This window comes from Actinomyces sp. 432, from assembly GCF_009930875.1.
Classification (GTDB): Bacteria; Actinomycetota; Actinomycetes; order Actinomycetales; family Actinomycetaceae; genus Actinomyces.
In genome coordinates this window covers 669142-684591 of the sequence record NZ_CP025249.1, presented here as the reverse complement: position 1 = coordinate 684591, position 15450 = coordinate 669142, and the positions used below count along the sequence as shown (strand labels likewise).

Genomic DNA, 15450 nt, shown 5'->3' with positions numbered 1-15450 from the left:
GGGGCCAGGCTGAGGCGGTCCTCCGAGCGAATGAGCCAGGGCCGCGCTGATGCGGTGGTGGAGGCGGTAGTCATGAGCGTGCGTCCAGCTCCTCGTAGTAGCGGTCCAGCGCCGCCTGATAGATCTCCATCATTCGGCTCAGGCCCGTGGTCTCGAGGTCCTTAAGATAGCCGTCCCAGTCGGCGTCGATGCCGCCGCCCACCACCCACTGGGCGAACTTCTGCTTGACCAGGGTGGACACATCCGAGTCGATCAGGGACAGGTCATCGAGCTCGGCATTGGTGAACACCACGGGCGGGAAGGCGTCATTGGCGGCCCATTCGGCGTACTCGGCGGCCACCTGCTCCTGGCGCAGGGAGGCACGCGGCTCAGGCAGCACGACCTCCTCGAAGTCACGCGCAGTGGTGGACTTCGGGCCGCCGGGAGCCACCTTCTGCCGCCGCTCCCCCTCCGACTCGCCCTCGGCCGCCGGAATCTGGGCCAGCATGCCGTCCTCGTCGTACTCCAGGGTCACGCCGATCGGCCCCCAGCTGTTCTGGGCAGACATGACCGGGTCATACATGCGGTCCACCCAGCGCATCACCGCCGCCTGGTAGCGGCAGGTGCGGGTCATGGCGAAGGCGCCGCGGGAGATCTCCTGGTTGTTGGACACCGAGGCGCGGCGCACGCCGTCCACTCCCGCCAGCACCGGGCACAGCGCGTAATGGCCCTCGCGGTCCTCCCCCACGAACTCGGTCGCCTCCCACCAGTAGAAGGCCGCCAAGGACTCCTGCTCCGTCTTTCCCTTGGCCAGGTAGGCGGTGTCATCCTGAGAGAAGGACTCCGAGTCGATCAGGCCCTCGGCGTACCAGGTGTGCAGCTGCTTGACCCCTTCCTTCCACTCCTCGGTGGAGGCGGTGAATACGGCCGTCCGGTCGATCACGATGCGGTGGTCATTGTTGTCCGCCTGGCCGCCGTAAGCGGCGATGATGTCCCACGGGTTGGCGCAGAAGGAGCCCGGGATGAATGACAGCGGCAGCAGCTTCCCGGTTCCGGACGGGTCCTGCTCCTTGAATGCCAGCAGCGTCTCGTGCAGCTCCTCGATGGTGGTGGGCATGTCGCGGCCGACGGCGTCCAGCCAGTCGGTGTTCAGGTACAGGAAGTTCGGGAAGGGTACGAGCCCGAGCTCCTCCACGCTGGGCAGGGTGTAGATGTGCCCGTCCTCGCTGGTGATGGCCGAGCGGATATCGGGGCGGGCGTCCAGCAGCGCGGTGATGTTGGGGCAGTTGTCGGCGAAGAACTCGTCCAGCGGCACCAGCGTGTGGTTGGCGGAGTAGGTGGATACCTCGGCGTCGGTCAGCCCGGTGTTCCACAGGATGTCCGGCAGGTCCCCGGAGGCCAGCAGCAGGTTCTTCTTCTCTGCGTACACGTCCTCGGTGAGCATGTTCCACTGCACCTGGATATTCGTCTCCTGCTCCCACTGCTGGGTCAGCTCCATCTGGCCGTAGGGCACGGACAGGGCTGAGCGCGAGCCGGTGGCGGTGACCGTGATCGGAGTGGAGACGATAGGCAGGGAGTCTGGAGCGTCGGCCAGGCCGGCGGAGGCGGACTCGTCGGGGACGCGGTAGTCGGCGTCGCTCTTCTTGCTCGAGCAGGCGGCCAGGGCGAGCAGGCCCGCGCCGGCGAGCGTGCCGCGCAGCAGCAGGCGGCGGCTGACCGGTCGGCGGGCGACGCCGGAGACGGCGGCCAGACGGTCGGTGGGGAGCGGTGCGCTGACGGCGGCAGTGGTGGTAGCGGTGTTACGGGGCAGCATTTGGGGGACCTCTCAGCTCTTCACGGCGCCGATGAGGGCGCCCTGGGCGAAGTACTTCTGGGTGAAGGGCAGTATGGACAGCAGCGGGAAGGTGGAGACGACGATCATTCCGTACTTCATCAGCTCGGCGATGCGCTGGGACTCGGCGTAGGAGTCCATGCCGGTGGCCGATACGCCGGAGCCGGACACGTCGGACTGGATGAGGATGTTGCGCAGTACCAGCTGGAGGGGGTACTTGGCGTCGTCGTTGAGGTAGATCAGGGCGTCGAAGAAGGAGTTCCAGTAGGCCACCGCGTGCGTGATCACCAGCAGCATGATCAGTGCCTTGGACAGCGGCAGCACGATGCGGAAGAAGTAGCGCCACTCGCTGGCGCCGTCGAGGGCGGCGGCCTCGTGCAGTTCCTCGGGGATGGTCGTCTCGAAGAAGGTGCGGGCGATGATGAGGTTGGTGACACCGATGGCGCCGGGCAGCACCACGGCCCACATGGTGTTGAGCATCCCCAGGTCGCGCACCACCAGGTAGCGGGCGATCATGCCGCCGTCGAAGAACATGGTGATGATGAACAGCACCATGAAGAAGTTGCGGCCGGGCAGGGACTTGCGGGACAGGGCGTAGCCGGCCCCGAGGATGGAGCACACCGAGATGGCGGTTCCCACCGCCGTGTACAGCAGCGAGTTGCCGAAGCCGCGCAGCACGGTGGAGGTGGAGAAGATGCGCTGGTAGCCCTCGAAGGTGATGTTCTTGGGCCACAGCCACACGTTGCCCTCGTAGACCTGGTTGGGGTCGGAGATCGAGGCGATGACGACGAAGTACAGCGGGTAGATGATCGCGATTACGGCGCCGCCCAGCAGCAGGACGACGAAGGCGGTGTAGAGCGGGTCGGCGATCCGCTCCATGAGGCGGCGCGGGCCGGAGCTGCGGAAGGTGGGGGCGGCGTCGAGCACTGACGCGGGTGCGGTGGTCATGGGGTCTCCTCGAGTATCTCGCGGGCGGTCAGAACAGGCTCGACTGACCCGCGCGCTTGGCGACCTGGTTGAACACCAGCAGCAGGATCATGTTGAGGACGGAGTTGAACAGGGAGATGGCGGCCGAGTAGGAGAACTGGGCGCTCTTGAGGCCCACGTCGTAGACGTAGGTCTGGATGATCTGCGAGGCGCCCAGGTTCAGGTCCGTCTGCATCAGCAGGGCCTTCTCAAAGCCCAGGTTGAGCAGGTTGCCGACCGCCAGAATCAGCATGATCGACACGATCGGACGGATGCCGGGCAGGTCAATGTGCCACAGGCGCTGCCAGCGGTTGGCGCCGTCCACGCGCGCGGCCTCGTGCAGGCTGGGGTCGATGCCCGCCAGGGCGGCGAGGTAGACGATCATGGAGAAACCGGCGTTCTGCCAGATGTCGCTCATGACGTAGATGGGCCGGAACCAGCCCTCCTCGTTCATGAAGTTGATCGGCCTCCCGCCCGTCAGGGTGATGATGTTGTTGACCAGCCCGGAGCGGGGCGAGAGCAGCACGAACAGCATGCCGACCACCACCACGGTGGAGATGAAGGCGGGCGAGAACAGCACCGTCTGGATGAAGGACTTCAGCTTGCGGGAGGCGAGCTGGTTGATCAGCAGCGCCAGGATGATCGGCACGGGGAAGCCGAAGACGAGTCCGAGGACGTTGATGGCGATGGTGTTGAAGAAGATGCGGGTGAACTGGAAGGAGTGCAGGAAGCGGCTGATGTGCTCCAGCCCCACCCACTCGCTGCCCAGGAAGCCGTCAATGGGGTTGTAGTTGCGGAAGGCGATCTGCACGCCGTACATGGGCCAGTACTTGAATACGACCAGGTAGATCAGCGCCGGGGCCAGCAGCAGGTACAGCTGCCAATGGCGGGCTACGCGCGCCCACAGGGACGTGCGACGCCGCCTGGCGGCGGCGGGGCGGGACTAGACATCGTTGTCCTCCATCTAGGCGGGGAGTGAGCGCCGTTCGCTTGAGACGGCAAGATACGAGCGCCCTAAACGATTTGGCAGGCATATCTTGCCCGCCTCCCATCCTGCTGTCAAGACGTTTTTGCGAGCGGTTTTGCGCGAGCCGCCAGATGACACAGGGCGGCAAGCCGAGCCAGTACCCTGCCGTGATAACCGGCGCGCAGTGACCGCGCACATGCAACAATCAGTGCCATGAGCGCGCCCTCCCCCGCTGAGCCGACCGGCCCCGCAGACGCCAACGCCGACGTCGCCTCCCTGCCCTACGAGCAGGCTCGCGAGCAGCTGGTCGGCGTCGTCCAGCGCCTGGAGGCCGGTCAGGTTCCGCTGGAAGAGGCGCTGAAGCTGTGGGAGCGTGGCGAGGCCCTGGCCGCCCGCTGCCAGTCCTGGCTGGATGACGCCCGCGCCCGCCTGGCCGCCGTCGCCGGCGATGGGAGCGAGTCCGCCGACTCCGCCGGCCCCGGCGCCAGCTCCACACCCTTCTGAGCGCTCTTCCACCCGCACTCGCTTGTCACCGTCAGCCCTCGCCACCGCCCACCAACCATGAGGAGCCCCAACATGTCAGCACCCGGCCCCGCAGGAACCGCCCTTGTCATCGGCGAGGCACTCGTCGACGTCGTCATCCACCCCGGCGAGCCCGCCCAAGACATCCCCGGCGGCTCCCCCGCCAACGTCGCCCTGGGACTCAGCCGCCTGGGCCGCGACGCCGAGCTGGACTGCTGGATCGGCACCGACCCGCGCGGCCAGGCGGTGCGCTCTCACCTCGAGGCCTCCGGTGTGCGGCTCACGCCAGGCTCCGACGGCGCCGCGCGCACCTCCACCGCGCAGGCCACCATCGGGGCCGACCGTGCCGCCACCTACGTGTTCGACCTGGACTGGAACCCGCCGTACCCGCAGCGCACTGAGGGCACGGCGGCGCCGCTGCTGGTGCACACCGGTTCGATCGCAGCGATCCTGGAGCCCGGCGCGGCCACGGTCGAGCGCGTGCTGTCAGACTTCCGGGCCACCTCCACGATCTGCTACGACCCCAACGCCCGCCCGCAGCTGATGGGCACCCCCGAGCAGGCACGCACCCAGGTGGAGCGGCTGATCTCCCTTGCCGATGTGGTCAAGTGCTCCGATGAGGACATCGAGTGGTTCTATGGCGAGGACGCGGACGTCGAGGCCGTGGCGCGCGAGTGGCTGGCCCTGGGCGCGGCCGTCGTCGTCGTTACCCGGGGTAAGCAGGGCTCGCTGGCGGTGACCGCGTCCGGGCTGCGCATGGAGGTGCCCGCCGACCCCACCGTGGTGGTCTCCGACACCGTCGGTGCGGGCGACTCCTTCATGGGCGGGCTCGAGGACGGCATCTGGGCCGAGGGCCTGGTGGGCGCCGAGCAGCGCGAGGCGCTGCGCAGCATCGACGCCGCCGCCCTGGAGCGCGTCCTGCGGCACGCGGCCGCCATCGCCGACATCACGGTCTCTCGCGCCGGCGCCAACCCGCCCACCCGCGCCGAGCTGGAGTCACCCACCGTCTAACCCCCCGCCCCCGCACACTCGCCCCCCTTCACCGAGGTCGGTAGACATTACATGCCGAGATCGGTAGACGTTGCAGGCGACTGCGGGTTTCGGCGCCAACGCGGGCACGCGTTAGTACAGCGGCACCTCGTCGAGCATGCGCGTGACCAGCTCGGCGATATCGCTGCGCTCGGTGCGTACCAGGTCCACATGCGCGAACAGGTCCCGATCCTTCAGGGACTCCACCACGCTGACCACGCCGTCCCAGCGGCCCACCCGCAGATTGTCCCGCTGGGCGACGTCGTGAGTCAGTACCACCTTGGAGTTCTGGCCGATCCGGGACAGCACCGTCAGCAGCACATTGCGCTCCAGCGACTGGGCCTCATCCACGATCACGAAGGCATCATGCAGGGAGCGGCCGCGCACGTGCGTAAGCGGCAGCACCTCCAGCTGCCCGGCGGCGACGATCCGATCGATCCGGTCCGTGGGCACCACCGAGCTGAGGGTGTCGAAAACCGCATCCCCCCAGGGCGACATCTTCTCCGCGGAGTCGCCGGGCAGGAATCCGAGACTCTGTCCCCCCACCGCGTACAGCGGCCGGAACACCATGACCTTGCGGTGCTCGCCCCGGTTGACGACGGCGTCCAGCCCGGCGCTAAGCGCCAGGGCCGACTTGCCGGTGCCGGCGCGCCCACCGAGCGAGACGATGCCGATGTCAGGGTTGAGCAGGTGATCGATGGCGATGCGCTGCTCGGCGCTGCGCCCACGCACACCGAAGACCTCGCGGGAAGCGTCCACCAGGTGCAAGGCTCCACCCACAACGGTCGCCAGGGCCGAGCCACGCGGGGAGCTAACCACCACGCCGGTGTGGGTGGGCTGGGCCGCCAGGTCGTCGGCCGCCTCCTCATCCGCCAGCCCGGACAGGTCCAGGACGCCGTCGCCCCATAGCCGGGAGATCTCCTCGTCGGTGACAGCCACTGCGGTCATGCCGGAGTAAATGTCTTCGCTGGCAAGCTCAGCCCGGTACTCCTCCGCGGTCAGCCCCACGGCGGCGGCCTTAATGCGCATCGGCAAGTCCTTGGAGACGACGACCACCTCTCCGTCGTCCGCGCCGGCGCCCTGGTGGGCGCGGCGTGCCAGCGTTACCGCCACCGACAGGATGCGGGAGTCGTTGTCGCCCAGGCGCATGGCGGCGGGCAGCACGTGATCGTCAGCACCATTGAGCTCTACCCTCACCGTACCGCCGCGGTCACCGACCGGGATGGGACGGTCCAGCCGACCGTGCTGCTCACGCAGGCCATCGAGCAGGCGCAGCGCTGAGCGGGCGAAGTAGCCGAGCTCGGGATGGTGCCGCTTTCCCTCCAGTTCCGTAACCACCACGACCGGCAGCACCACGGCGTGCTCGTCGAAGCGCAGCAGGGCGCGCGGGTCGGCAAGCAGGACCGAAGTGTCCAGGACGTAGGTTCGCATGGTCGCCTCCAGCTGTATCTCCGCCTGTGCCGTCTCCATCTGTTCTCGGCGAGCAGCGCCGGACGCCCAGAAACAGCGCGTCTGTGATACTGCTCACCATACTCGCTTGTGTGCAGAAGGGATCGAGGACGTGCTCGGCGTCGACCATAGGCGGGTACAGCCAGCCCCCGCTAAGCAGGCGCTGCCTTGACGGCACCAACAACACCCGCGGCAACTCACCCGGACGGTCGCGCGCCCGCCCCTTCCCCGGGCTACCTGCCCAGGCGGCGCTCGCGCTGGCCGTAGTCGCGCAGCGCCCGCAGGAAGTCGATACGCCGGAAGGCCGGCCAGTAGACCTCGCAGAAGTAGTACTCGGAGTGAACCGACTGCCAAAGCAGGAAGCCGGAAAGGCGCTGCTCCCCCGAGGTGCGGATGACGAGTTCCGGATCAGGCTGCCCCTTGGTGTACAGGTGCGCAGTGATGTCCTCCTCGGACAGGGAGCCCGCAACCTCCTCCAGGGTAGCGCCTGCGGCGGCACGCTCCCGCAGTAGGTCGCGGACGGCGTCGGCGATCTCCTGGCGTCCTCCGTAGCCGACGGCGACGTTTACCTGCATGCGCGCATCCGCGTCGTCGGCGGGCGTCATAGCCTCCGCCGCGGTCGCGGAGTCACCGCCATTCCGGGCACCGGAGTCCTGACCGCCGCCCTTGCCACTGCGGGCGGTGGAGGCGACAGCGGCACGCAAGCGGTCGGCCACCGGCGCGGGCAGCAGGTCTACCGCCCCGACCAGGCGCAGCCGCCAGCGGCCGGCGGCGGCCAGCTCGTCGACGGCGTAGACGATTATGTCCAGCAGCGGGGAGAGCTCCGCGGGGTCGCGGGAGAGGTTGTCCGTGCTCAGCAGCCACAGGGTGACCACCCCAACACCGGCATCCTCCGCCCAGCCGAGGAACTCCTCGATCTTGTCTGCGCCGCGCTTGTGCCCCTGGGCGGTGCCGATGCCCATGGCCCGGGCCCAGCGCCGGTTGCCGTCGAGGATGACGCCCACGTGCTGGGGCACACGATCAGGCTTGACCTGGGCGACCAGGCGGCGCTCATAGAGGTTGTAGAGGAGGTTGTCGCCCGCCATCACTCGTCTCTTTCCTGTGCGCGCCGGTTGGCCATGACGCCACCGCGCCAGGGTCGGCGGGCGCGCCCAGGTCCGAGGGTAGCGCGAGACTGAGCCACAGCCCACCTTTCCAGGTAACCTACGGCAGCGTAACCTACGGTAGCGTAAGTTGTTGTTGAGCCACCGCCCGTGAGGAGTTCCGTTGATGCGCACCACCATCCAGTCGCGTGGCGCGGCCGCAGTCAGCGCCGCCAGCGACCTCGCCCGCGCCGTCAAACCCAAGCTGCGCGGCTGGATCCATGCCTGCACCGCGCCGCTGGCGCTGGCGGCCTGCATCGTGCTGACAGCGCTGGCGCCGGGCGCAGGACTGAAGTGGGCATGCGCCGCCTACCTGGCCTGCTCCCTGCTGCTGTTCGCCAACTCGGGCGTCTACCACATCTCCAACGGACACTTCCCCCGGACGGTTTCCACCGTTCTGCAGCGATTCGACCATGCCAACATCTACCTGCTGATCGCAGGCACGTACACACCGCTGTCCGTAGCCCTGCTCGATGCCGGAACCGCGCGCCTGGTCTTGGGAATCGTGTGGGGCGGGGCCGTACTCGGCATCCTGACCACACTGCTGTGGCCAACGGCGCCGCGCTGGCTTTCGACCCTGTTCTATATCCTGCTCGGCTGGGTGGCACTGTGGTTCTTGCCCCAGTTCTGGGTCACGGGCGGTCCGGCGATCTTCTGGCTGCTGGTGGCCGGCGGCCTCGTCTACACGGTGGGCGGCGTCATCTACGCCCGCAAGCGGCCCGATCCCTTCCCCCGCTGGTTCGGCTTCCACGAGATCTTCCACGCCTGCACGGTGGCCGCGTGGGCCTGCCACTGCGTGGCCTGCTATCTGGCGGTGCTGGGCCGCTGAGGTCCTGCCCAGGGCGGCCGCTCCCTATCGCGACGCGGCCACCCCGAGTACGCGAACCGTCGAAAGTGCTCTTGGCTGCATGATCCGCGCAACTCGGCCAGCGGGCGAACTGGCGAAGGCGCACGACTCTTGGCCGTCGACGCTACCGCACTGCCGAGCCGAACCACAGAAAAAGTGTCCATCTCTCGCCACTTTGCGGTCGCGTACCCACCCCCGAAGGCACTTGCTACCACATTTCCGCAGGTCAGAACCGGTTTCCCGCAGGCGCTAACGGCACCGCCGGAGTCAAAGTGGCGAAGAATGGACACTTTGCCCCTGCGCAGCCAGCTCCGCCTGCTCCGCGAGCCACCCCGGATCGGGCAAAGCAGCCCGAGCCCGCCTGGCGCCCTGGTCACCCTTGCAGCACGATCCGGCAGGAACGTATAGACTTGCGCCTTATACCCGAACAGCCCCTGAGCATCATTTCCGCCGTTCTCAAGGAGGGACCATGGCCGACGAGACCACCGAACCGCAGGGCACCTGGCTCACCCAGGAGGCGTATGACCGACTCACCGAGGAGCTTGAACGCCGCAAGAGCGTTGAGCGCAAGGCGATCGCCCAGCGCGTGGAGGCCGCCCGCCAGGAGGGCGATCTGCGCGAGAATGCCGGCTACCACGCGGCTCGCGAGGAGGCCTCACTCAATGAGGCCCGTATTGTCACGCTCACCGAGATGTTGGAGCACGCGCAGGTCGGCGCAGCCGCCTTCGACGGCTCCGTAACCGCGGGCACAATCGTCACCGCGAAGGTGGCCGGCCGCGAGCAGACCTTCGCCCTGGGCGGCCAGGAGATCACCGAGGACGTTCCCGAGGGCGTCAAGGTCTTCTCCCCCGACGCCCCCCTGGGCCGCGCCCTCATGGGCCACCGCGCCGGCGACACGGTCAGCTACAACGCGCCCAACGGCAGGGAGATCACCGCGGAGATCGTCGACGTCAAGGCGCTCTGACTGGCCGCAGCGTATCACCCTCACGTCCCGCTCCTGTCACCCGTGACTGGAGCGGGACGCTCATTACCTGGACCCACCCGACCGTCGCGCCTCCCGTGCCGCATCCGCCCTATTCCGTGGCTCCCGCTCATATGCCCCCGGCGTACTCCCATGATTGGCCCTTAACCTGTTCGGCTCCCGCGAGTACGGTCGCCCCCATGACAGCATCTACGCAGTCCACTCCAGCTACCGGCTCGGCGGCGCGGCCCCGCCCGGCCCGTAATGCCGTGCTTCCTGGACGCGAAGCCTCGCTTCTGCCACTCCCAGGCGAGCACGTCGTCCTGGGCACACCCCTGGACGGCCCTTGGCCCGAAGGCACCCAGGTGCTCTACCTGGCGGGCGGCTGTTTCTGGGGTGTGGAGCGCTTCCTGTGGCGCCAGCCCGGCGTGGTGGCCACCGCCGTGGGCTACATGGGCGGCACCACCCCGAACGCCACGTACCAGGAGGTTTGTACCGGCGCCACCGGTCATGCCGAGACGGTGCGCGTGGCCTACGATCCGGCCGTGTGCGGCGAGGGCGGGGAGAGCCTGTTGCGCACCTTCTGGGAGAACCACGACTCCACGCAGCTGAACCGGCACGGCAATGACATCGGCACCCAGTACCGCTCAGCGGTATGGACCACGACGGCGGCGCAGGCCAACGCCGCGCTGGCAATCCGCACTGCCTTCCAGGGCGAGCTGACCCGCCTCGGACGCGGCACCTGCGTGACCACTATCGCCCCGGCCACGGAGCTGTATGACGAGTTCGGCGGGCCGTTCTACCTGGCCGAGGACTACCACCAGGGCTACCTGGACAAGAACCCGAACGGCTATTGCAACCATGGCCCCAACGGCATCACCTGCCCGGTGGGGATCGCGAACGTGCCCGCGCAGACGGACGTGCTGCCGCCGGAGACGGTGTAAGTGCTCAAGTAGGTCGCACATAGTCGGCGCGGGCCGGCCGGAGGCGCTAGAGGTCTCCGGCCGGCCCGTGGCCTACCCGTACGGGTGCGTCACTAGTGCCGGTCTGGGTGCGTCACTAGTGCCGGTCTCGGCGTGAGGGGGAGGAGAGGCGCGAGCACGGCGGGAGGGGATACGACCCGGGTCAAGAGCCCAGCGCCAGGTTCAGCGCCACCCCCAGCATGACCAGGCCGACCAGCACATCCACCACCCGCCAGGTGCGCGGGCTGGACAGCGGCCCGGACAGGGCGCGCGCCCCCAGGCCCAGCGCCGTGAACCACAGGATCGACGCCGTCCCGGCGCCGGCGGCGGCCAACCACCGCGCCTGCCCGAAACCGTTGGTCACCATGCCGAGCATGAGCACGGTATCAAGGTAGACGTGCGGGTTCAGCCAGGTCAGCGCCAACGTGGTCAGCACGACCGACGACGCCGGGCGCGCCTGCTCCTGCTCAAGCGCACCAGGACGCATGGCCGACCGGAAGCTGGAGACCGCAAAGCCGATCAGGTACAGCACACCGCCCCAGCGCAGCAGTTCCAGCACCCACGGCGCCAGGCGCGCAACCACGCCGATTCCGCCGGTGCCGACGGCGATGAGCGCCAAGTCGCTGAGGGCGCAGATGGCGATCACCAGCCCGATGTGCTCGCGCCGCACGCCCTGCCGCAGCACCCAGGCGTTCTGCGCGCCAATGGCCACGATCAGCCCCAGCCCGGTGGCGAAGCCGGTGATGGCAGGCGCGAAGCCGGACCAGGAGCCGCAGACCGCCAGCGAGGCAGTAATCAGGCCCGCGGCTGCGGGGGCCGCTGATGCCGCCCCCGCAGCCGCCAGGGCATGTGGGGACGTCGACGGCGCGAGCAGAATCGTCATGGGTCGACCCTATGGGGTATGGCGTCAGCCCGTAAGACGGGCGGACGCCGAAAGCACCGGCGCGAGACTGCGCGGCTCCCTCCGGCCGCCCGGTGCACCCGCAGGCACTGCGCAGGGCTCATCGCGCCACCCGCGCCCGGCGGGCACGACCCGCCGTCATCGGCACGCGCGTCAGGTGTTACGCCGGAAATGTGCCAATATCAGGGCATGACTGAACGCAGTGACTTCACAGACGGCCGCGGCTACGGTGATCGCGGCAACCGTCGCGACCGATACGACCGATATGACAGGGGATACGACCGGGGCGAGCGGAACGACCGCGGCGGCTACCGGGACGACGGCGGGCGCGGCTACGACCGCGGTGGCCGGGGATATGGCCGCGACCGCGACTTCAGCGACCGCCGCGGCGGCTACAACCGCGGCAACCGAGGGTACGAACGGGACAACAACCGCGGCTACGGCGACCGCCGCGAGGGTGACCGGGAGGGACGCTACGACCGCGGCTACAACCAGGACCGCAGCTACGACCGGGACCGCCGCGACCAGGGATACGACCGGGGTGGCCGGGGCTATGGCCGCGACCGCGACTTCAGCGACCGTCGCGGCGGCTACGGCCGCGGTGGCTACGATCGCGGCAACCGGGGCTACGAACGGGACAACAACCGCGGCTACGGCGACCGCCGCGAGGGTGACCGGGAGGGACGCTACGACCGCGGCTACAACCAGGACCGCGGCTACAACCAGGACCGCCGCGACCGGGGATACGACCGCGACGGCCGGGGCCGCGACTACCGGCACGAGGGCCGCCGTCACGACAAGGGTCCGCGCACGGGAACGCTCAGCGACCTGGTGGATTACCTGCACGTGCTGGACAACCGCCCCTACGGCGCCTACCGCGACACCGTCGGCCACTACCGTGCCTCCGAGGGCTGGATGCTGCACGTGGACTACGTTCAGCCGGACCCATACGCCCCGCCCACACGGATCCGCATCCAGGCTCCGGCCGATCTGCCCGGCCTGAAACTGCTGCAGGATGCGGACCTGACCTCCACTCGCGACCGGCGCATCGCTGTCGGCGACTTCCTGACCCGCGAGCTGCACCGGGGCTTCCGCGGCACCAACCTGTCGATCGCCTCGCCCGGGCAGGAGATCCTCGAGCGCTGCTCCGTAATCGTCTCCGCCCCTGCCGACGCCGATGACCACGCCGACGCGCCCGCGACGGACGGTGCGGCCACCGACGCATCGCCTACCACGGACCAGCAGAGCGACGAGGTCCTGGACCTCTTCACTGTGCTGACCGAAAGCGATGAGGACGCCGATGCGAGCACCGGCGAGGACGCCGCTCCCGCCACCGCATCCTCCGAGTCGGCAGGCACCGACCTTGATGAAGCGGTGGACGGCTCCGCAGCTGACGCGTTCGCCGCCGCCATCGGCTCCACTGAGCCGACCGACCTCACCGGGGAAGGCGACACGGCGCAGGAGCCCGGCTCCCCCACCGACGAGGGGGAGGCGCCCGAGGAATCAGCTCCCTCCGCCAGTGCCGCCACGGACTTTGACACCGAAGCCGATGCGGACGCCGACGCCGCGCAAAGCACCGGTAAGCGCGAGGCCCCTGCGGGCTCCGGCGTCGTCATTGAGATTCGCGCCCGAGTGGCGCTGCCTGCCCGTGGCCGCTCCATCCGTGGGCGGGAGGCGGCCAACATCTTCAGCCACGACCTGACCCGTGAGATCAACGCCGCCCTGGACCTGACCGGCGAGCGGGGCGAGCGCCTGCTGGAGCACATTGCCGCCCTGGAGGACCACCGGGCCCTGACCCAGGCGGTGCTCGACAACGGCTGGGTGGCATTCCTCGCCGACGGCTCAGTCCTGCCGCGCCGCTCCGGCGTCAGCGACGCCCCCATGGAGGAGGGCGCCATCGCACTGACCGCCCCCGATTCACTGGCCGCAACCGTGACCCTGCCGCATGCCGGTGAGGTACGCGGCACCGCGATCGGCTCCGGGGTCACGCTCGTGGTCGGCGGTGGCTACCACGGCAAGTCCACGCTGCTGAGCGCGATCGAGCGCGGCGTCTACCCGCACGTTCCGGGCGACGGCCGCGAGCTGGTGGCCACGGTCCCAGACGCCGTCAAGGTGCGGGCCGCCGACGGGCGGGCAGTGACCGGCGTGGACCTGACGCCCTTCATCTCCCACCTGCCCGGAGACCGCGACACCGCCTCCTTCACCACCACCAACGCCTCGGGCTCGACGTCCCAGGCTGCCTCGATCGTGGAGTCGATCGAGGCGGGGACCTCCGCGTTGCTGCTGGATGAGGACACCTCCGCCACCAACCTGCTGATCCGTGACGCCCGCATGCGCACGCTAGTGTCCGACGACCAGGAGCCGATCACCCCCTTCGTGGACCGGGTGGGGGCGCTGGCCGAGGCGGGCGTTTCCACAGTGCTGGTCATGGGCGGCTCAGGGGACTACCTGGACGTGGCCGACCGGGTGCTGCTGCTGGATTCCTACGTGCTGCACGACGCCACCGAGCGCGCAGCCGAGGTCACCGCGGCGCAGCCGCGGGAGACGACGGCACTGGTGGACTTCCCCATGCAGACGCCGCGGGTGCCACTGCCCTCGCAGCGCACCCAGCGCGGCCCGGTGCGCACCCGCTCACGCGGCACCGACTCGCTCACGCTGGACCGCGAGGACATCGACATCTCCGATGTGGCGGGTGTCGTCGAGTCCGGCCAAGCGGAGGCGGTGGCCTACGCCCTGCGGGCACTGCTGGAGCAGCGCTTCGACGGGGAGTCGACGCTGGCGCAGTGCCTGGAGGACCTGGACGCCCTGCTGGATGACGAGGGCCTGGACGCCCTGGACCGCCGCCCTGCCTTCCTAGTGCGCCCACGCATGGTGGACGTGGCAGCCGCGGTGAACCGCTACCGGAGGCTCAAGCTGGCCTGAGGTGTGCGGCGCGGCGTCAGGTGACGTCGCACCGCACGCTAACGTTCGAGTGGGCTCAGAGAGAACCGCGTAATCAAGCGGTTTAGCTGATTGTCTCGAAATGGATAAGGGGCTTCCAGCGTGCGGCCGAGGCTGCGGCGCACGCTGGAAGCCCCTATCTCTTCGCTGACCAGTGCCGGCGAATCTCTATTTTCTGCTGCTATTGCAGCGATTAGTGACAGTCGGCGTGACTGGGCTCGAAGTGCGTAAGCGTGCGGCACACAACCGGCCCGCACGCCCTGCCGGCCTCAGCGCAGCGCGGCCAGGGCCCGATCCTGGGCGACGATGGCCTGGACCATCGCGGGGACCTCCGCGTCGTGGTAGGCGGCGGGTGCGAAGACGCTCATGTTCTCGAAGTCGGTGGCCAGGTGCAGGTTGACCTGGGCGCCCACCACGCCGGTAGTGAAGTTCGACAGGATCAGGCGCAGGGCCTCGATCGGGCGGTGCCCGGCGGAGAAGGAGTAGCCGACCAGGCCGACGGCCTTGTTGGCCAGCACGGACGGGGTGATGAAGTCGATCGCGTTCTTCAGCGCGCCCGGAACGGAGTGGTTGTACTCCGGGGTGACGAAGATGTAGGCGTCGTACGCAGCCAGGGCCTCGTTCCACTTCACCGCGGCCGGGTCCTTGGCGGGGGCGTTCATCGGGGGAAGCTCCTCGGCGAAGACCGGCAGGTCGAATGAGCCGAGTTCGAGGACCTCGGCCTGCACGCCGTCAACGGTGTTGGCCTTGTCGGCAACCCACTGGGCGACCGGCCCGCCTATGGAGTTGGGGCGGACAGATCCGGTGATTACGGCGATCTTGGTCATGTTGCGCTCCTTGAAAGCACAGTTGGAAGCAAAACGAACAGGCCAGACTGTAGGCCATAGGTCCCAGTCAACCTATAGTGCATTTTATGATCTTGCCCATACTCATTGTCGCCACCTCTGAAATACC

Annotated in this window: 12 protein-coding genes and 2 pseudogenes; 7 read left to right on the top strand and 7 right to left on the bottom strand. The window is 68.7% G+C overall.

All coding sequences use genetic code 11. From position 1 onward, the window contains the following. Window positions 1-70: 70 nt before the first annotated feature. The 3 genes from CWT12_RS02765 to CWT12_RS02755 are packed head-to-tail and all read right to left on the bottom strand — an operon-like array spanning window position 71 to window position 3596. Entirely contained in the window at window positions 71-1792 is a 1722-nt protein-coding gene (locus CWT12_RS02765; RefSeq protein ID WP_161923616.1) for an extracellular solute-binding protein, read from the bottom strand. Between the two features lie 12 nt (window positions 1793-1804). Continuing rightward, window positions 1805-2758: a carbohydrate ABC transporter permease gene (locus tag CWT12_RS02760; protein ID WP_161923615.1), complete on the bottom strand. Its 954-nt coding sequence runs from the start codon at window positions 2756-2758 to the stop codon at window positions 1805-1807. A 28-nt stretch (window positions 2759-2786) separates the two neighbouring features. Then, a complete protein-coding gene (locus tag CWT12_RS02755) occupies window positions 2787-3596 on the bottom strand; it encodes an ABC transporter permease (RefSeq protein WP_237564282.1) in 810 nt (269 codons plus the stop codon). Between the two features lie 360 nt (window positions 3597-3956). Between CWT12_RS02755 and CWT12_RS02750 the strand changes: the two genes are divergently transcribed. Both CWT12_RS02750 and CWT12_RS02745 read left to right on the top strand, forming a co-directional pair. Beyond that, window positions 3957-4247, top strand: coding sequence for an exodeoxyribonuclease VII small subunit (locus CWT12_RS02750; protein WP_161923614.1), 291 nt, complete (start codon window positions 3957-3959; stop codon window positions 4245-4247). A gap of 72 nt (window positions 4248-4319) precedes the next feature. Further along, window positions 4320-5276, top strand: a complete 957-nt coding sequence (locus tag CWT12_RS02745) for a carbohydrate kinase family protein (protein ID WP_161923613.1) — start codon at window positions 4320-4322, stop codon at window positions 5274-5276. Window positions 5277-5387: 111 nt separating this feature from the next. On the opposite strand, the gene CWT12_RS02740 is transcribed toward CWT12_RS02745, so the two are convergent. Both CWT12_RS02740 and CWT12_RS02735 read right to left on the bottom strand, forming a co-directional pair. Next, window positions 5388-6725: a PhoH family protein gene (locus CWT12_RS02740; RefSeq protein ID WP_161923612.1), complete on the bottom strand. Its 1338-nt coding sequence runs from the start codon at window positions 6723-6725 to the stop codon at window positions 5388-5390. 251 nt (window positions 6726-6976) lie between these two features. Beyond that, window positions 6977-7828, bottom strand: a complete 852-nt coding sequence (locus CWT12_RS02735; RefSeq protein WP_161923611.1) for an undecaprenyl diphosphate synthase family protein — start codon at window positions 7826-7828, stop codon at window positions 6977-6979. A 184-nt stretch (window positions 7829-8012) separates the two neighbouring features. Between CWT12_RS02735 and trhA the strand changes: the two genes are divergently transcribed. The 3 genes from trhA (at window position 8013) to msrA (ending at window position 10637) form a co-directional block, all read left to right on the top strand. Then, entirely contained in the window at window positions 8013-8714 is a 702-nt protein-coding gene (trhA, locus tag CWT12_RS02730; RefSeq protein WP_161923610.1) for a PAQR family membrane homeostasis protein TrhA, read from the top strand. A gap of 487 nt (window positions 8715-9201) precedes the next feature. Next, on the top strand, window positions 9202-9696 hold the full coding sequence (locus tag CWT12_RS02725) for a GreA/GreB family elongation factor (protein ID WP_161923609.1): 495 nt from the start codon (window positions 9202-9204) through the stop codon (window positions 9694-9696). 197 nt (window positions 9697-9893) lie between these two features. Further along, the gene (gene msrA, locus CWT12_RS02720) at window positions 9894-10637 is read left to right on the top strand and encodes a peptide-methionine (S)-S-oxide reductase MsrA (RefSeq protein WP_161923608.1); all 744 of its coding nucleotides are present in this window, start codon (window positions 9894-9896) and stop codon (window positions 10635-10637) included. Window positions 10638-10818: 181 nt separating this feature from the next. On the opposite strand, the gene CWT12_RS02715 is transcribed toward msrA, so the two are convergent. Beyond that, window positions 10819-11538, bottom strand: coding sequence for a LysE/ArgO family amino acid transporter (locus tag CWT12_RS02715; RefSeq protein ID WP_161923607.1), 720 nt, complete (start codon window positions 11536-11538; stop codon window positions 10819-10821). Between CWT12_RS02715 and CWT12_RS14635 the strand changes: the two are divergent. Then, a pseudogene (locus CWT12_RS14635) lies at window positions 11503-12705 on the top strand (ABC-ATPase domain-containing protein); the annotation flags it as partial. The gene CWT12_RS02715 and the pseudogene CWT12_RS14635 overlap by 36 nt on opposite strands. A 465-nt stretch (window positions 12706-13170) precedes the next feature. After that, window positions 13171-14478: pseudogene (locus CWT12_RS14630) on the top strand (P-loop domain-containing protein); the annotation flags it as partial. Between the two features lie 287 nt (window positions 14479-14765). On the opposite strand, the gene CWT12_RS02705 reads toward CWT12_RS14630, so the two are convergent. Next, window positions 14766-15323, bottom strand: coding sequence for an NADPH-dependent FMN reductase (locus CWT12_RS02705; protein ID WP_161923606.1), 558 nt, complete (start codon window positions 15321-15323; stop codon window positions 14766-14768). Window positions 15324-15450: the final 127 nt, after the last annotated feature.